Genomic DNA, 16,697 nt, shown 5'->3' with positions numbered 1-16,697 from the left:
GTATCTACTCAAAAGAAAAATCCCTGGTCTAGGGATTTTTCTTTTGAAAACTTTTTAATATTTTTTCGAACAAATGAATACAACACAATGCTTACGAACAGGTGGGAACATAATGAGTTTTTCATTCAAAACATTTGCTTCGATTTCAAGTTTAGTTCTTATTTGGGGATTTTGCTGGCCAATCTATAAACTGGCATTATCTTACACTCCACCTATATTATTTGCTGGGATGCGGCCACTTATAGGAGGATTGATTTTAGCCATCTTGTTAATTCCACAATGGAAAAAAATGAAATGGCGTGAAAATTGGAGGACGTATTGTACTTCTGCCTTTTTTAATACATTTCTCTTTTTTGGATTACAAACAATCGGCTTGAACTTTTTGCCGGGTGGATTGTTCTCGGTTCTCGTCTATTTCCAACCTGTTTTAATTGGACTGTTGGGATGGTTATGGTTAGGTGAGAAAATGTCCACCCTCAAAGTAGCAGGACTTCTCATCGGATTCTTTGGCGTTGCGGCTGTAAGTTCAGAAGGATTTTCTGGCCATGTTTCCGTTTTGGGAATTGTTTTAGCATTAATCACCGCTATTTCATGGGCGCTTGGTGTTATTTATGTGAAAAAAGTCAGCCATAAGGTCGATTCTCTATGGTTGGTGGCCATGCAATGTCTAATCGGTGGATTTGTTCTCACGGGAGTCGGTACTGTTACAGAAGGCTGGTCCAATATCGTTTGGAATGGAACCTACCTATTCGGATTATTGTACGGAGCTGTATTAGGGGTAGCGGCAGCTTTCATTCTCTATTTTAAATTGGTCAATTCAGGAGAGGCAACAAAAGTGGCATCCTTCACCTTTCTTGTCCCGCTTATTTCTGTTTTACTCGGAACTGTGTTTTTGGGTGAAAAATTTACGTATTCACTTTTTATTGGGTTAATTCTTATTGTCATTAGTATTTATTTTGTGAATCATTCTGGAAAGAAACATGAATTGCAGCAGAAGAACGGCTTAACGGTTGATGCATGAGATAAGGTTTCTAATTTAACTACAAGCCAAAAATAGCAATAGCATAAAATGGGGTCAATCCAGGATTGGCTCCTTTTTTTATATGAAACGGAAAATTATTTAATGGTCATACTATTGAAAAATGGTAAGGAGGATCATGATGCCAAGAAAAGCAGCACAAAACGACGAGACAACTGATGAAGAATCAAATGTTGTTTTTTTAAATGAGGAAAAAGAAGATGAATCTGCTGATCTTTCTCGAATGCTTGCAGCCGTCATGAATTATTTAACAAACGATGACTTGGAAGAGTTAGATATAGAATACTTATTGGACAGCACTGTAGGTCTTCGCGACTGGTGGAGTCGATATCGAGAAAGCAACAAAAAAATAATTGAAGAAGAAATTAAAAAATCGCTCGGAGACCTGTCATTAAAAGACCTGGAAAAAATCCGCGAACAAATAAAAGAAATACAGGAATAAGGCATATTTTATCCCTCCTCCACCAAAATTTGGTATCATGAAAAAGATGAGAGGAGATGATTGGAAATGACAATGCAAGTTCAAATTGGAAGAACAGGGTTAAAGGTGAATCCTATTGGTCTTGGTACAAATGCGGTAGGCGGTCATAACTTATTTCCAAATCTGGATGAAGAAGCAGGGAGAGCGTTAGTTCAAACAGGGCTTGCAAATGGGATCAGTTTTTTAGATACGGCTTACATATATGGGCCAAAACGGTCCGAGGAAATCATCGGAGAAGTGGTAAAGGAAAGAGGGAACCGCTCAGAAGTTGTCATTGCAACAAAGGCCGCCCATAAACTAGTAGGGAACGAAATCGTGATGGATAATTCGCCGATTTTTTTGAAAGAATCAGTGGATGAGGCTTTAAAAAGATTGCAAACCGATTATATCGATTTATTCTATATCCATTTTCCAGACAAGGAAACGCCAAAGGATGAAGCCGTCGGTGCGTTAAAACGATTAAAGGACGAGGGGAAAATTCGAGCCATCGGGGTTTCCAATTTTTCATTTGAACAGCTGCAAGAAGCGAACAAAGATGGGTACGTTGATGTCTACCAAGGGGAATATAATCTCTTAAATCGCGATGCGGAGAAAGAATTGTTCCCATATGTTGACGAACATAGGATTTCATATATTCCTTATTTCCCTTTAGCCTCAGGTTTGTTAACGGGAAAATATAATAAAAATACAAATTTGGAAGAAAAGCGCGGAAAGTTTTTTCAAAAAGAACTTTTTGTGAAAACGTTGGATCAAGTAGAGCAAATTAGTAAAATAGCCAACGAAAAGGACGCCGAAGTTGCTCATGTCGTGCTTGCCTGGTATTTAACCCGTGATGTGATCGATGTTGTAATTCCTGGTGCAAAAAGAGCAGATCAGGTGTTAAAAAATCTTAAAACGCTGGAAGTTCAGTTAACGGCGGAAGAAATTCAAGAAATCGATCAAATCTTTAAAGCATAATGAAATAGGCCGGGATGGTATCATCCTGGCTTTTTAGTCGTAATAACAGGTGGATAACCTATTATCATTTTTATTTCGTATGTGACATGCGTTTATTTCATACAAATAATCTAAAAGATGCTTCCATCCATTGTACAACTAGTCATCTGAGAATATCCCGTAAATTTTGGGAAATGCATAAATGAACAGGAGGGGCCGGAATGAAATTTACCATTCAGTATATCCCCATTAACAAAATCAAACCAGACATATCACAAAAAATTACCGAGCACATTAAGAAACTTCAAAGATTAATGTGGGACTGCATGTTTGTGTTGGTGGTTAAAAAAAATCGGAAGGATGGCAGCTACACGATTCTAAGTGGGCAAGACCGATTTGAATCTCTTAAAAAACACACCAAAAATATTTATGCTCCATGTATTGTCGATAAAAGCAGTTCCACCGGAATTATTTCGTTGTTTTATCGAATATGGAAAAAACAACCACTGGATGACTTTCCTTTAATGCCGCCAAGCTGGTCCATCGTTCGTTCCTTTTTAAAACAAGAACCCCGTTTTAACAATTTATCCCGCTCCGAACAAATAAGAGTGCTGCTGATCGCAGCACGCTACAAAAAAACGGTCATTTATACGATGAAAACAACAGTGGATCATATTCTAAGAAATAACGATTGACGGGGGTTACTCTTTCTCCGTAATAAACCACCCATCTGGTCTTTTTTCGATATTAAAAAGATTTTCATCGAATTGTTTTCGAAGAATCTTATATTCTTCATTTTCAATTTTAACTTGTGTATTTCGAATACGTTTAAGCGAAATTTCTGGATCCTTTACTTCGAAAATTAAATCATCAATCATAAAATAGGTTCTTTGAAGTTTCATCATCCAATTCCCCCTTTATATTTCTTACGTATATAATTCAATAAAAATGAATCATATCCTATAAAGATTTTGTTATTTTTTTTGTAAAAATCCCCCACACCTATTTACCTTTTATTCAATAGAAAGCATGTTTTCTATCATGAAATAATATGGTGAAGTGTGGGGGTGTTTTTTTGTTTGGTTTAGAACCGATTATTTTCATCATTATTGTCATTAATATTTTATATGTGACCTTCTTTACATTACGGATGCTGCTGGTGATTAAAGGTCAAAAAGTTTGGGCTTCCATTATTTCGATGCTGGAAGTGTATGTTTATTTAGTTGGTTTAACAATCTTTCTTGATAATCTTAATAAACCATCCAATATGATTGCCTATTGCGCTGGCTGGGGTTTGGGGGTTTATTTAGGAGGTAAAATAGAAGAATTTCTTGCTTTGGGTTATGTTACTGTACAAGCCATTGTCCATTCTTTTGATTTTGAGCTCCCTCATGCACTAAAAAGGCAGGGGTTCGGAGTGGCATCCTGGACAGCAGACGAAAAAAGCGGGAGACGAACCGTCATCCAGGTATTAGTGAAACGTAGGCACGAACAAAAAGTGCTGAAAATAATTAATAAAATGTCCCCAAATGCTTTCGTCATATCCTATGAATTAAAAAATTTCCAAGAAGGATTTTGGGGGAAGGGTACTTTTTAACAATATATGTTCAGTATAAACGGATGAATAAATGGAAACGTATTTGCAAAGCCTTTAATTAAGGAATTTTATTGGAAGAAAGAGGACAAACTATGTTTTCATTTCGCGGAGATGCACATAAAATTTATCTTCAATTAAAAAAAGCCTCGAATGATGACCCATCCTTCAAAGAAATTAAAAGGCTTTTAGAAATAGGAGAAATCCAAAATTTCTATCATTCCATTGATACCGAAACATTAAAAAGAATTTATTATTGTATGGTTAAGGAGAAAAACGGGTCGGGTATGATCCCGATTCTTGTCTCCACGATACCATGGTTATTAGTCATATTTGCAAAGCAATTACAAGATTTTGTTTTTCAAGACCATAGTATGGTATGGGCGATTTTTGCGATTATTTCATTAATTATCCTTCTATACAGTGTCATCATCCACTTTTACGAAAAATCATGGGCCGCTGTTCATATTGAGATCATTCAAGCCATTTTAAAGGAAAGAAAAACTGGTCAGCAAAAATAATCGCCGCTGGCTATTTTTATGTTGCAAGAATGAGTCAAAACGGGAAAACTAGAAGATACATAGATTTGATACAGGTATTCTATTTGAACCTTATCTTGATTGGAGGGAACCATGAAAATTATAATAGCAGGTGGTTCAGGATTTATTGGGAAAAAATTAACGGAACTTCTACCTAAAAATGGCCATGAAATCATTATTTTAACGAGAAAAGAAAAAGAAACGGACGGACCAATTAAGTTTGTTCAATGGCTTTCGGAAGGTTCATACCCTGAAAAGGAAATTGGTGGGGCAGATGTGGTCATCAATCTTGCTGGGGTATCCATCAATGATGGCCGTTGGACGGAAAAACATCAAACACAAATCTATGAAAGCCGCATGAAAGCGACTGATGAGTTGGTAAGAATCGTTAAAGCTTTTTCAAAAAAACCATCCGTTTTCATAAATGCTAGTGCCATCGGAATTTATCCTGCATCGAATCAAATGGTTTATACTGAACAATCATTGGAAGTGGCAGATGATTTTCTTGGACGAACAGTTCATGATTGGGAGAGAAAATCATCAGAGATGAGGGAATTTGGCATTCGTACTGTGTTTATGAGGTTTGGTGTAATAATGGGAAAGGAAGGTGGGGCTCTACCTCTTATGGCTTTGCCATATAAATTGTTTTTGGGTGGGACAGTTGGTTCAGGGGAGCAATGGGTATCTTGGGTACACATAACAGATGTTGTCCGCGCCATTATTTTTGCAATTGAAAACTCTCGGTTATTTGGTCCTGTTAATGTTACTGCTCCGAATCCAAAAAGGATGAAAGAGTTCGGCAAGACGATTGGTGCCGTTTTACACCGCCCGCACTGGTTTCCGGTACCGGTATTCCTAATGAAGGCAGCTCTTGGGAAAAAAAGTTCACTGGTTCTTGAAGGACAACAGGTGATCCCCAAAGTTTTATTGGATGAAGGTTTTGAGTTTAAGTTCCCTGTATTGGAACCAGCATTAAACGATTTATTCTATTCATTCTCATAGATATTGGAGCAAACAGGAAATCTGATTAATCTTGTTTTGGTCGATCTAGAAGGTACAAAGTCCGTCCCCACCACAAGAATTAAGTGGGGACGGGCCCTAAACTTATTCCACGGTCACCGACAACGAACTCACTAAAACCGACGGAGCTCCTACTGGCAAAAGCGGGAACGTTAAATCCGAGCCAATTTCCTTAACGTCCTGTAATAGCTGATAAAAATTACCGGCAATCGTCATCAAATTAACCGGGAATGCAATTTTTCCATCTTTAACAAAATACCCATTCGCTGCAAGCGAAAAATCACCAGAAACAGTATTCGCACCAGAATGCAAACCGGATAGACCAGTAATCAGGACACCTTCACCCATGGCAGCCAGCAAATCTTCAAAAGAGGAAGAAGAAGGCTCAATATATAAATTCGATGGTCCCACCTTTACCGCACCTTTATACGAATCTTTATGCGCATGCCCTGTAGTAACCGTTCCATCTTTCTTGGCCGTTTTCTGATTGTGCAGCAACGATGTCAAAATTCCATCCTCTACTAATGTCAACATAGAAGAAGCAACACCTTCACTATCAAAAGTTCGACTCGCCAGACCATCTTCTAAAAATGGATCATCAACAATCGTTATCTTACCCCCAGCAATTTGCTTACCAAGCTTATCTTTTAAAAAGGAAACACCCGCTTGTGTATTTTCTGCTGAAAAATTAGGAGAATACGTCGATAAAAGCTGAGCAGCCGCATCATTTCGCAAAAGGATCGGATATTCTTTGCTCTCAATATTCTTCGATCCTAGTTGGGAAAGTGCTTCATCTGCGGCTTTTTTTGCGATATCTTTCGCATTTAAGCTATGGAAGTCCTTTGTTACAACAAATTCGGACCCTGTTTTCGTTTCTTCTCCATCTTTAACAATGGCTTCTACCCAAACATATAAATAATTCATTTGATCACGCAACGACAAACCTTTATTATTAATCAAATTACGAGTGATGGACTCTGTCCGAATCCCGCAATAATCAGTAGCTGCAATTCTTGGGTCTAAAGAATACAATTCACGTTCAATTTCTCGAATAAATTGAATTTTTTCTGGAATTGTCACTTGAGTCAAGGACGCAGAATAAAAGTTACCATTTTCATATTGACTGCTTCCTGCATAGATTTCTTCTACTTCATCATCCTGAAACCAGATGGAATTTTCCTTTGCATTTGCGATCAAGTAGGGGATAGAGGCCTCATCTAATTTTTCCGAATAGGCATACCCCATTTTCCCATCGATTACTCCACGGAAAGAAACGCCTACATCTTCGGCGATTTCATATTGGTCAATTTCGCCCTTGAAAACCTGGCAGCCAAAAACCTCTTTCATTTCCAAATAAATTTCTACATCGGTAAAACCGCTAACCACCGCTTGAGAAAAAAGCTTCGCTTGGAATTCTTGAATATTCATTCGTTTATTCCCCCTTTGTCCCGCCGACCGTCATTTCGCTGACCCGAATCATTGGCTGACCCACATTCACCGGAATACTACCACTCAAAGAACCGCACATCCCGGCACCATGCCCTAAATTGTTCCCGACCATATCGACCATTTGTAAAGTTTTTGGACCATTTCCGATTAAGGTTGCACCCTTTAGTGGTTTACCGATTTTTCCATTTTTCACTTCATACGCTTCGGCAACAGCAAAGTTATAATCGCCAGTAGCAGGATTAACCTGTCCGCCGCCCATATATTTCGTATAAATACCATGTTCGGTATTATCGATAATCTCTGCAGGTGTAGATTTTCCCGGAGCAATATACGTGTTGGTCATCCGTGATGTTGGAGCAAAGCGGAAGGATTGCCTTCTGCCAGAACCCGTTGACTCCATTCCCATCCTTCGTGAATTAAATTTATCAATCAAATAACCTTTTAAAATACCATTCTCAATCAGGACGTTTTTCCGTGCCTTTTCCCCTTCATCATCAATATTGATGGATCCCCATTCATTTGTTAATGTCCCATCATCGATGTATGTAACGATTTCCGGTGCAACCCGTTCACCAATGCGGTTCGCGAACACGGAGTTGTTTTTCGCCACAGCGGTTGCTTCTAAGCCATGACCGCATGCCTCATGAAAAATTACGCCGCCAAATTCATTATCAATAATGACAGGGAACCTCCCGCTTGGGCACGGACTGGCATCTAACATCGTCACGGCGATGCGAGCCGCTTCATTTGCATAATACTCCATATTAAGGTTCTCAATAAATTCAAACCCTTGATGGGCTCCAGGACCATAGAAACCGGTTTCCATTAGGTTGTCCCGAACTGCTACAGTTTGAATCGCCAGGCGGGAGCGTACTCGTTTATCTTCAATGATTTTCCCATCTGAATTGGCAATCAGGACATTTTGTTCTTCATCCATATAGCGGACGGTAACTTGTGAAATACTAGAATGATAGTTTTTGGCTGTATCAAAAGCTTTTTTCATAATGGCAATTTTTCTTGATTTATCCACTTCAAGAGGCATGAGTTGAACAGGATGAATAGATTCGAAGGATTCTTGGATGAACGGGGCAGGTTGGATGATTGAATCACCGCTAATGGCCTGTGCTGCATTTTTGGCTGCCTTCAAAAGGCTTTCCTTCCGAAAATCAGTTGTATAGGCATAAACACTCTGTAATCCTTTAAAAACACGGATGCCAATACCAAAGTCACGACCGGAAAGACATGTTTCTACTTTACCGCTTCGTAGTGACATATTATTGGTGAAGCGATCCTCCATAAAGATTTCTGAAAAGTCACCTCCGCTAGACAAAACAGCTGTAAGTACGTCATCAATTAAAGATTTACTAAGCATAGGGTCCCCCTTTTTTTAAAAAAGTATTGTATCCTCTTTGATTATATGTTCTGAATACTTTATCATACAAAAGAAATGTGTTAATTTGGAAAAATAGTTATTCTTGAAATATGCTAATTAAAATAATCCTCACTATTTGGATTACTAGTAAGGATTATTAAACACGCTTTCTGATGAGAGCTACACATAGGAGTAAAATAGGAATTAATAGCTGAACCGTTAAAAAATAAAATGGGACAGTTGTATTCATACCTTGAATCATAATCTGAAACGAAGGGACGGACCATTCCGAAAATAGGATGATTAAAATACAAATCGGCAGCACCATTTGTTTGTAACTGGGCACTGCCAGCCATTGTACAGTCCCAAGGACGAGCATATAAAAAAAAGAGGAAAGCTGCACAAAACCACCAAGAACCCAAACGGCTATGACAATGGACTCAATATGCTCAAAGAAGGAACCGATACTAATAAACCTTGCTGCTTCAAACACTGGAAATTGTATATTTGTAATAATTTCCCCAAATAAAAAAAGATTTCCGAGATTAATAAAAACCATTGTTAGAACACATGCCAAGACGGATAACATTCCCCATTTCATTGCATTTTTTTGATTCGTTAAAAATGGGAGCAAGAAGGACAACAATGAAAATTGACTTAACCATGCATGTGGTGCAAGGGAGCCTTTAACAGAGGGTATCAACCCATCTTGCATAATTGGAAATAAATTTTTAAAGTTCAGATCAGGAATTAGAAAAACATAGATTAGGATATAAAGGGCCAAAACAATTGGCAAAAAAATCGTAGCGCATTTTCCTACTGTTTCAATACCGCCATGCACTGCAATCGCGCATGAAAGGGCAATACTTGCAATAACAATAACCATCGGAGTTTTATGCAAAAAGGCACTTTCAACAAATTCACCGTATTCCCTAAATGCGATGGCCGTATCATGTAATAGAAAGAACAAGTAAATGAAGCTAATGAACTTTCCAAGAATTTGACCAAGGATGAGCTCGCTATATTCGATCAGTGTTTTCTTTGGGTATAGCTTATATAGTTTAAGGATTATAAATACGATTAAAAAACCACTCATTGAACCCCAAATGGGTGATAGCCATAAATCACGCTTGGCATGCTGTGCAGTGATAAATGGAATGTAAAGAATAGCGGTTGCTACAACTGTTGCATACATAATGAGTGCCATTTGCAAGTAGGAAATCCTGCCTTTTTCGACCATTTATTTCATTCCTTTCCAAATGATGGTGATAGCGTTATGTTTCCCAAAAGGATCCAATTGATTTATAAATAAAGTCAATTAAATCTCCCGGCCCAGGAATTTTAGGAAATAAAATGAGTGTTACAGCGAGGAACCAGTCAAACACGATGAACGCAAAAAATGATTTTTGAACTTTTTTCCCATTTTCCTTCAGTTTTGGCCGTTCATACAGATAGAGAAGCAACAAAAGGGCTGTTACACCTACTATTTCTACTACTTTCATTTTGTTTCACCTATATTTCTTTTCCCGGATGCTAAACCGGTTCTTTCAATTTGTACGTTTGTTTTAAAAGAAATGTCTACCTCACGGAAAATTTTATTCCATTCATTTTTTCTAGTTTTCCATACTTCAGGGTATTCTCGTTGGAACGCCTCTGCAAAACCAAAGATATCTGCATTCAATTTTTTCTGGGCTTCAGTAAAAGCTAATCGTTCCCGATCCTCAATTTCCTGTATTGCCATATGTTCGACTTCCTTTATATTTGCCGGCTTCATTAAACTAAGGTTGGTTGTATTTTGAATCACATCTAAACCAGCATCCGTTTTAATGCGCATTTTCCATTTTCCATTCTTTATGGTTGGAACTAACTGATTATGGCTTCTTAACAAATTTAAAGAAATATAGCCCGGTTCATTTTTAAAAGAAATAGTAATAACACCTGTTCTCATTTCATTTCTTGGCCATAGAATTCCCCTTGTGGCTTTATCATTTAAGCGTCCCGCCAGCTTATCTCCTTTAAATACGGCTACTCCATTAACGAAAGGAATTCTCTCCTTGTTTAAACCAAGATGTGATGGAGACAACCCCTCAACCCATGGGAGAACGGCTGCATCCGATTCACTTGATAACATTTGCGCCAAATCCTTAACGGTTACTTTCACACCAATTTGTGTTTTTACCATTTCACGAAGTTGTTGGGCTATGTCTCTTTCCAATTCAGGTTTCGCTTCTAAAATTTCCTTTGCTTTTCCTTTTGAAATAAAAACATCGGCTCTTATTCGAGGCTCCGAATGCCGTACCCAAAAATCAATTTGATCACTTAACCCTTCTTTGGCAAGCTTCTCACCAATCACAAGCACCTCATTTTGACCCCAAAATATCTTCCTTGTCAGTTCCTCTTGAAGGCGCGCCATCGCATCAGCGATGGTTTCGCCTTCAGCGGACCGCACAAAGGTTTGACCACTGCTCGCACCGCTTGACATGCCACTTTGTTGTCCGCCTTCCGCCGGTCTAGGAATAAATACCTGGACGGAAAGTTCAATATTATTTTCTTTACCTTTATCAATTCCAGATGCCATAATGAGGGCTAAATCATTTACTTCCGTTCGGTCCCAGCACCCTGTTAGAATTAATATAGACGAGCAAATCAGGAGAGTTAGATTTATAGATTTTTTTTTATACATTGCGAAATCACTCAACCTTCCTCGCCGCTTTTGCTTGGACCAGGCTTTTGACCGGGAGATTTTCGTCTTAATGTACTCGCTTCAGATGAATAAAGCTCAGGACGTGTATCCATTGCCCACCACGGAGCACGGATGAGTACATCTTTGAAATTTTGAATCTTTAGTTTTGCCGACGTATTTAAGTATGGAACCCCGAATGATCGAAGGGTACAAAGGTGCGCAACAATCGCTGTAATCCCAAGCATTACGCCAAGTAAACCTAACATGCCGGATATAATCATGATTGGAAAGCGAAGTAAACGAATCGAAACTCCAGTCGCATATCTTGGCATCAAAAATGATGCCACCCCTGTAATCGCCACTACCATAACCATCGGTGATGATACGAGTCCCGCAGAAGTTGCAGCTTGTCCGATGACAAGGGCTCCCACTATACTTACAGCAGCTCCCACTTGTTTTGGCAATCTTATCCCTGCTTCACGCAATGCTTCAAAGGTGATTTCCATAATAAACGCCTCAATCAATGCCGGAAAGGGGATTTGTTCACGACTTTCGGCAATGGTTAAGAGAAGAGAGGTTGGAATCATTTCTTGGTGATAGGTTAGGACCGCTACATAAGCAGAAGGTGCAAGCAAAGCAATAAAAAAGAAAATATAACGTAACCAACGGATAAAAGTACTGATAAAAAAAGAATTATAGTAATCCTCTGGTGCTTGTAACATACTGGCAAAAGTACACGGGGCAATCAGCGCGAAGGGAGTTCCATCAATTAATATGACAATGCGTCCTTCTAAAAGACAAGAGGCTGCTACATCGGGACGTTCCGTTGTTAAAATTTGCGGAAAAGGAGAAAATGGTCGATCTTGGATCATCTCTTCGATATAACCGCTTTCCAAAATGCCGTCAATATCAATTCGCATTAACCGATTGGTAACCTCTTTGATTAAGGTGCTGTCTGCTATTCCTTCCATATATGCAACAATTATTTGCGTTTCAGTTAAACGACCGATATCCATTTGTTTCATTTTAAATGAAGGATGGCGTATCTTTCTGCGTAATAGGGAAGTATTGACACGTAATGTTTCAACAAATCCTTCCCGGGGTCCGCGAACTACCGATTCCGCTGAAGGTTCCTCAATTCCGCGTTTTTCCCACATTGGTAACCCAAGGGAAAATCCGTTTGTTTGTTGATCCATCAGTATAATTGGGTTTCCAATAGAGATTTGTTTGAAGACATCGGAAATGGTGTGGATTTCCTTTATATCTGAAACAGCCATTTCGTTTTTTACTATTTCCATTGGCGTATCAGGATTCAGGGACTTCATTCTTGTAAGAGGCATGAGGACATGTTGATCAATCTCTTCCGTATTTGAGAGTCCATCTATGTAAAGAAGAACAGCATTTATCTGACTTCCGATGATAAATTCGCGAAAAACAACATCTGAGCAGTCTTTATAAGCAGATTTTAGGTAATCTATATTTTTATTCAACTCTTTAATTAACGGTATTTCAGGTAATTTATAAAGTAATTCATTCATACGAAGACTTTGATATTTATATTTTTTTTCCTTAAAATTCATCCCATGATTCCCCTTGAATGTATATTCAAGGCTATTTTTTCCTAAGGAAGAATTACTATGCAAAACAGTTGGGTCTATATTCATGTAGTAATGAAATTTCGGCTAAAATACACTATTTAGAAAAAGGAACTATTATCTTGCAAATATCTTATATATATTTTTAAATTCCTCACTAGTTCCAATACTAGTGTGGTTTTATATTTTTTTTTGAAGAAAAAGCAATTTTTTTATAAAATTAGATTTATCGAATATATTTGGAGTGGAAGAGCTCTTTGGAGGAATTGTAATGGTTAGTGTAAAGTCAGTAAAAGTTGATGGTGAGAGTATCCACATTTTTAATAGCGCCATTTATATTTTTGAAAGAAGTGATGGGGTTACTTTAGAATTGGGATTAATTGTAAGTGAGGTTGCGGTAAAAAAATATAACAAAGAAGATACGCTTATTATGGAAATAGAATTAGAGAATGGGAGAACCATCCAATCAATCATGCATGTAAAAATCCTTTCAGGGGGATTACCACAGCTCAATTTGTTTTGTGAAATGGATGATTTGGATGAGTATGAAGGATTCCAGCGAGTGAACGAAAATGACTCGTGGTTTCCAAATATTGAAGAAGGCATTACGATCGAGGAAATTAGGAAAGTGGAAATGCCTGATGAAAATATTAGTTTAAAATTGAGACTGCCGATTGACCAGGTGGAGTGGTTAAAATCACAAAAAAAGGCTCGATTAAATGAAATCTTTAAAGAATTTATATACGAGTATTGGGAAAAACAGGGAAGCAAATAGCTAACCTGATTTTGAAGAGCGTGCTTGAAAAAGTATGCTTTTTTTTTGCCCTCAGGAGGGACAAAATCCGGATGAAAAACGAAAAAGTGTCCTTCCAGGCCCTTTCGAAGGCATGAAACATGTCTATCATCAAACCTTAATTACAATTTAATGGCAAATTTCAAATTATTTTAAAAAATTCACCCAGATTTGAATTTTCCTAATTGATTATTGCTGAAATGGACTGTATAATAATCATCATATAAATTATTCCTATCTGAATAGTAAGAATTAAAGTTCAAAACATTAGGAATTTTAAATAATGTATAAGGGGAGATTGAGGATGTTTTGGACGTACATAGCATTTATCATCGCATTCTTTTTCGCAATGAATATCGGAGCAAGTGGTACAGCTGCTTCAATGGGGTCAGCCTATGGTGCCGGGGCCATAAAGAATAAGCGATTGGCCATGGTCCTTGTGGCAATAGCTGCTTTTCTTGGAGCCATACTTGGCGGGGGCGAGGTCGTAAAAACAATTGGTAAGGGAATTATTCCGACTTCAATACTCAGCATTGAAATGGTTGCTTTAATCCTTGCCGCCGCAACCCTAACCTTATTTATCGCCAATCTGATGGGAATTCCGCTATCAACCAGTGAGGTAACAGTTGGCGCCATTGTCGGTGCCGGGATTGCTTATAAAAAATTGTATTTTGATAGTCTTACTGTTATTGTCGCTTTTTGGATTATTGTTCCAATCGTCTCTTTTTTAATAACCTTTGTCCTTGGGAAACTGATCAACAAAGCTGAAAAACAGTGGCCAAGTCTGACTAAACAAGGAAAATGGAAAAAATGGCTGGCCATATTACTTGTAATAGGAGGCTGCTTTGAGGCTTTTTCTGCAGGGATGAACAATGTGGCAAACGCGGTTGGACCCTTAGTCGGTGCCGGAATGCTCACTGCAACAAAAGGAATATGGATCGGCGGTCTTTTTGTAGCAATAGGTGCGATTTTATTAGGTGGCAAAGTCATAGAAACAAACGGAAAAAAAATCACGAAGCTTTCACTTTTGGAAGGAAGCGCAGTTTCCTTTACAGGAGGGGCTTTAGTGACTGTCGCATCCCTTTTCGGACTGCCAATCCCCCTTACACAAGTGACCACTTGCGGAATATTAGGAATCGGCGTATCCCAGAAAGGGTTTGGAATTTGGCAAAAATCCGTCATTCAAAAGATTTTAAAGGTTTGGCTGATTTCACCATTAGCATCTCTTGTGATCTCTTATCTGCTAATCAATCTCTTTATTCAAACCAATTTGTATAATATTTTTATCATCTTGAGTACTTTTATTGCGGGGTTCGGAGTGTTAAGCCTTTCCTCCAACGTCCGAAAGGAAAATAGTACGACCCATGATGAAGGTGGGGGAATCTAAAAAATGCTGCAGCTAAGATTTAGCTGCAGCATTTTTATTTTCAAAATTTTTTCCTTCCGCACCATTCATAATACATGTGTATTTTAGTATCCAAAATGAGCCAACTCTTAATGGTCCAAAAATTAACGGTATTTCTGCTAACAAATTTGGTTTTATTTTATAGAGGAACCACCACCGTTGATACATGTTTCATAGTCATTTATTCAAAAATGATATTTTATGAATAAAAAGGAAATATTTAAAAAATATTCCATTCCTTAACCAACCGGATTGCTTCTGTTAATCCCCATGATTATAGGCATGGGTATGTTTAGGAAACAATAATAAACTGGAATAAGGTTCATTAATACGAAATGTAAACATACATATTAATGGAGGACGACCTATAGATTTTTAAAATTGATTTAAAGGGGAAAGGAATCCGTATGGAGTTTCTACAAGAATTGATTAATAGTTTTAGCCCATTTTTGTCATTAGAGACCCCTGAGAAAATTATTACCAATCCTGCCAACTGGGGAGTCATTGGCACACTGATTATTCTTGAAGGATTATTATCCGCTGATAATGCAGTTGTTTTGGCAGTAATGGTAAAACATTTGCCAAAAGACCAAAGGAAAAAAGCCTTATTTTATGGAATATTTGGAGCCTATTTTTTCCGTATTGTTGCGATTGGATTAGGAACTACATTAATCAATATCGCTTGGATTAAAATTGTTTGCGGCCATTATCTTCTCTGGATTGTTTTTCAAAACTTCATTAAGAAAAATGAGGAAGAAGACGAGGTCAAGTCCAAACGAATGGGATTCTGGCGGACAGTGTTAACGGTCGAACTGATGGACATTGCCTTTAGTTTTGACAGTATTATTGCCGCGTTTGGTGTATCGAATCAGGTCTGGGTACTGTTTTTAGGTGGAGTGTTAGGAATCTTAATGATGCGCGGAGTAGCACAAATTTTCCTTGCTCTGATTGAAAAAGTACCGGAGCTTGAGACAACGGCCTTTATTTTAATTGCACTCATCAGCATCAGAATGATTGCCTCCGCATTTGGTTTCCATCTTGATGAAAGGGTCTTTTTCGGCTCGTTAATTTCCTTATTCTTTGGGACATTTATTGTTCATTATTTCAGGAAAAAATTAATTTTGTAGGGTCCAATAGTTGATTCGCCGTTGCCCGAACCTCCATATTTCATTTATTAATATATATGGAGAAAGTCGGTGGTATTTTTGTCGAATGGATTTTATCATACGGAAGTCATAGATATCGTAACCAGTGTTACAGGAGGAACGAGATGCAGGATGCATTTCCAGCTGACCACAGAAAGTATAACTGCTGGTGGATTAACGACGATTACGTATACAATAACGAACTTTCTTGATTCAAATTGTTTGATTTATTACTTAACGGTGGATGAACACTTGTTTCCTTTTGATCCCGGAATTGCTCCAGGAAGTATTGGAACGATTAAATTCTCCAGAAATGGATCTTCCGTCTCCGCCATTGGCAATGTCTTTGTCGAGTGCGGTGGTCTGGAATTCGAATTTGGCACATTGTGTACGGCTGTACTAAAAGGAGATTGCGGTAACGCTGTTGAATAATATTTTAATAGAAAATCCAGTGTTTTTGCTTTAGTTATTTATTGTGTTTTCTGTGTAGTTTGGTTCAAGTAACTAATTGAGATAAAAATATTTTTGAATAATAAATCCAACGTTCAGAGTAAAATCTTTGAGCGTTTTATTTGTCATTTGCAATTCAAATTTTATAATGAAATAAGAGAAATAGTAACTTTTGGGTGGAGGCAAAATACTGCTG

18 protein-coding genes are annotated in these 16,697 nt (G+C 38.0%); 11 read left to right on the top strand and 7 right to left on the bottom strand.

What is annotated here, in order from left to right:
- The first annotated feature begins 112 nt into the window (after positions 1–112).
- The 4 genes from BIV60_RS08315 to BIV60_RS08300 all read left to right on the top strand — a co-directional run bounded on the left by BIV60_RS08315 (position 113) and on the right by BIV60_RS08300 (position 3,151).
- Complete coding sequence (locus BIV60_RS08315; protein ID WP_071355255.1) at positions 113–1,021, top strand: DMT family transporter; 909 nt, start codon at positions 113–115, stop codon at positions 1,019–1,021.
- 139 nt (positions 1,022–1,160) lie between these two features.
- Positions 1,161–1,481, top strand: a complete 321-nt coding sequence (locus tag BIV60_RS08310; protein ID WP_071355254.1) for a hypothetical protein — start codon at positions 1,161–1,163, stop codon at positions 1,479–1,481.
- Positions 1,482–1,547: 66 nt separating this feature from the next.
- Positions 1,548–2,477 carry an aldo/keto reductase gene (locus BIV60_RS08305; protein ID WP_071355253.1) on the top strand — a complete coding sequence of 310 codons (930 nt, stop codon included), beginning with the start codon at positions 1,548–1,550 and terminating at the stop codon, positions 2,475–2,477.
- 200 nt (positions 2,478–2,677) lie between these two features.
- Positions 2,678–3,151 carry a hypothetical protein gene (locus BIV60_RS08300; RefSeq protein WP_071355252.1) on the top strand — a complete coding sequence of 158 codons (474 nt, stop codon included), beginning with the start codon at positions 2,678–2,680 and terminating at the stop codon, positions 3,149–3,151.
- 6 nt (positions 3,152–3,157) lie between these two features.
- On the opposite strand, the gene BIV60_RS08295 is transcribed toward BIV60_RS08300, so the two are convergent.
- On the bottom strand, positions 3,158–3,361 hold the full coding sequence (locus BIV60_RS08295) for a hypothetical protein (protein ID WP_071355251.1): 204 nt from the start codon (positions 3,359–3,361) through the stop codon (positions 3,158–3,160).
- Between the two features lie 170 nt (positions 3,362–3,531).
- Between BIV60_RS08295 and BIV60_RS08290 the strand changes: the two genes are divergently transcribed.
- From BIV60_RS08290 to BIV60_RS08280, 3 genes are all read left to right on the top strand, one after another.
- Complete coding sequence (locus BIV60_RS08290; RefSeq protein WP_256218343.1) at positions 3,532–4,053, top strand: DUF2179 domain-containing protein; 522 nt, start codon at positions 3,532–3,534, stop codon at positions 4,051–4,053.
- Between the two features lie 92 nt (positions 4,054–4,145).
- On the top strand, positions 4,146–4,571 hold the full coding sequence (locus tag BIV60_RS08285) for a hypothetical protein (RefSeq protein WP_071355249.1): 426 nt from the start codon (positions 4,146–4,148) through the stop codon (positions 4,569–4,571).
- Positions 4,572–4,682: 111 nt separating this feature from the next.
- Complete coding sequence (locus BIV60_RS08280; RefSeq protein ID WP_071355248.1) at positions 4,683–5,591, top strand: TIGR01777 family oxidoreductase; 909 nt, start codon at positions 4,683–4,685, stop codon at positions 5,589–5,591.
- 102 nt (positions 5,592–5,693) lie between these two features.
- Here the strand turns inward: BIV60_RS08280 and BIV60_RS08275 are convergent, their stop codons facing one another.
- From BIV60_RS08275 to BIV60_RS08250, 6 genes are all read right to left on the bottom strand, one after another.
- On the bottom strand, positions 5,694–7,037 hold the full coding sequence (locus tag BIV60_RS08275) for a TldD/PmbA family protein (RefSeq protein WP_071355247.1): 1,344 nt from the start codon (positions 7,035–7,037) through the stop codon (positions 5,694–5,696).
- Positions 7,038–7,041: 4 nt separating this feature from the next.
- On the bottom strand, positions 7,042–8,430 hold the full coding sequence (locus BIV60_RS08270) for a TldD/PmbA family protein (protein WP_071355246.1): 1,389 nt from the start codon (positions 8,428–8,430) through the stop codon (positions 7,042–7,044).
- A gap of 157 nt (positions 8,431–8,587) precedes the next feature.
- Positions 8,588–9,670, bottom strand: coding sequence for a GerAB/ArcD/ProY family transporter (locus BIV60_RS08265; protein WP_071355245.1), 1,083 nt, complete (start codon positions 9,668–9,670; stop codon positions 8,588–8,590).
- Between the two features lie 34 nt (positions 9,671–9,704).
- The gene (locus tag BIV60_RS08260; protein WP_071355244.1) at positions 9,705–9,932 is read right to left on the bottom strand and encodes a hypothetical protein; all 228 of its coding nucleotides are present in this window, start codon (positions 9,930–9,932) and stop codon (positions 9,705–9,707) included.
- On the bottom strand, positions 9,929–11,113 hold the full coding sequence (locus BIV60_RS08255) for a Ger(x)C family spore germination protein (protein WP_071355293.1): 1,185 nt from the start codon (positions 11,111–11,113) through the stop codon (positions 9,929–9,931). Before BIV60_RS08255 ends, BIV60_RS08260 begins: the two co-directional genes overlap by 4 nt.
- 11 nt (positions 11,114–11,124) lie before the next feature.
- Positions 11,125–12,693 (bottom strand): spore germination protein, encoded by a 1,569-nt coding sequence (locus tag BIV60_RS08250; protein WP_083402159.1) that lies wholly within the window; start codon positions 12,691–12,693, stop codon positions 11,125–11,127.
- Positions 12,694–12,979: 286 nt separating this feature from the next.
- On the opposite strand from BIV60_RS08250, the gene BIV60_RS08245 reads away from it, so the two are divergent.
- The 4 genes from BIV60_RS08245 (at position 12,980) to BIV60_RS08230 (ending at position 16,483) form a co-directional block, all read left to right on the top strand.
- On the top strand, positions 12,980–13,483 hold the full coding sequence (locus BIV60_RS08245) for a hypothetical protein (protein ID WP_071355243.1): 504 nt from the start codon (positions 12,980–12,982) through the stop codon (positions 13,481–13,483).
- 322 nt (positions 13,484–13,805) lie between these two features.
- Positions 13,806–14,888 carry a sulfate permease gene (locus tag BIV60_RS08240; protein WP_071355242.1) on the top strand — a complete coding sequence of 361 codons (1,083 nt, stop codon included), beginning with the start codon at positions 13,806–13,808 and terminating at the stop codon, positions 14,886–14,888.
- Between the two features lie 425 nt (positions 14,889–15,313).
- Positions 15,314–16,033, top strand: a complete 720-nt coding sequence (locus BIV60_RS08235) for a TerC family protein (protein ID WP_071355241.1) — start codon at positions 15,314–15,316, stop codon at positions 16,031–16,033.
- Positions 16,034–16,111: 78 nt separating this feature from the next.
- Complete coding sequence (locus tag BIV60_RS08230) at positions 16,112–16,483, top strand: hypothetical protein (RefSeq protein ID WP_141770427.1); 372 nt, start codon at positions 16,112–16,114, stop codon at positions 16,481–16,483.
- The last annotated feature ends 214 nt before the right edge of the window (positions 16,484–16,697 follow it).

The sequence above is a fragment of the Bacillus sp. MUM 116 genome (assembly GCF_001866655.1).
In the GTDB taxonomy this organism is placed as follows: Bacteria; Bacillota; Bacilli; order Bacillales; family Cytobacillaceae; genus Neobacillus.
This window is presented reverse-complemented; position numbering and strand designations above follow the sequence as displayed.

What these genes read in the sequence shown, in the direction of transcription:
- BIV60_RS08260 (WP_071355244.1), bottom strand. Translation starts at nt 9,932, where the DNA reads ATGAAAGTAGTAGAAATAGTAGGTGTAACAGCCCTTTTGTTGCTTCTC.
- BIV60_RS08310 (WP_071355254.1), top strand. Translation starts at nt 1,161, where the DNA reads ATGCCAAGAAAAGCAGCACAAAACGACGAGACAACTGATGAAGAATCA.
- BIV60_RS08280 (WP_071355248.1), top strand. Translation starts at nt 4,683, where the DNA reads ATGAAAATTATAATAGCAGGTGGTTCAGGATTTATTGGGAAAAAATTA.
- BIV60_RS08300 (WP_071355252.1), top strand. Translation starts at nt 2,678, where the DNA reads ATGAAATTTACCATTCAGTATATCCCCATTAACAAAATCAAACCAGAC.
- BIV60_RS08240 (WP_071355242.1), top strand. Translation starts at nt 13,806, where the DNA reads ATGTTTTGGACGTACATAGCATTTATCATCGCATTCTTTTTCGCAATG.
- BIV60_RS08235 (WP_071355241.1), top strand. Translation starts at nt 15,314, where the DNA reads ATGGAGTTTCTACAAGAATTGATTAATAGTTTTAGCCCATTTTTGTCA.
- BIV60_RS08250 (WP_083402159.1), bottom strand. Translation starts at nt 12,693, where the DNA reads ATGAATTTTAAGGAAAAAAAATATAAATATCAAAGTCTTCGTATGAAT.
- BIV60_RS08315 (WP_071355255.1), top strand. Translation starts at nt 113, where the DNA reads ATGAGTTTTTCATTCAAAACATTTGCTTCGATTTCAAGTTTAGTTCTT.
- BIV60_RS08305 (WP_071355253.1), top strand. Translation starts at nt 1,548, where the DNA reads ATGACAATGCAAGTTCAAATTGGAAGAACAGGGTTAAAGGTGAATCCT.
- BIV60_RS08285 (WP_071355249.1), top strand. Translation starts at nt 4,146, where the DNA reads ATGTTTTCATTTCGCGGAGATGCACATAAAATTTATCTTCAATTAAAA.
- BIV60_RS08255 (WP_071355293.1), bottom strand. Translation starts at nt 11,113, where the DNA reads ATGTATAAAAAAAAATCTATAAATCTAACTCTCCTGATTTGCTCGTCT.
- BIV60_RS08245 (WP_071355243.1), top strand. Translation starts at nt 12,980, where the DNA reads ATGGTTAGTGTAAAGTCAGTAAAAGTTGATGGTGAGAGTATCCACATT.
- BIV60_RS08270 (WP_071355246.1), bottom strand. Translation starts at nt 8,430, where the DNA reads ATGCTTAGTAAATCTTTAATTGATGACGTACTTACAGCTGTTTTGTCT.
- BIV60_RS08275 (WP_071355247.1), bottom strand. Translation starts at nt 7,037, where the DNA reads ATGAATATTCAAGAATTCCAAGCGAAGCTTTTTTCTCAAGCGGTGGTT.
- BIV60_RS08265 (WP_071355245.1), bottom strand. Translation starts at nt 9,670, where the DNA reads ATGGTCGAAAAAGGCAGGATTTCCTACTTGCAAATGGCACTCATTATG.
- BIV60_RS08295 (WP_071355251.1), bottom strand. Translation starts at nt 3,361, where the DNA reads ATGATGAAACTTCAAAGAACCTATTTTATGATTGATGATTTAATTTTC.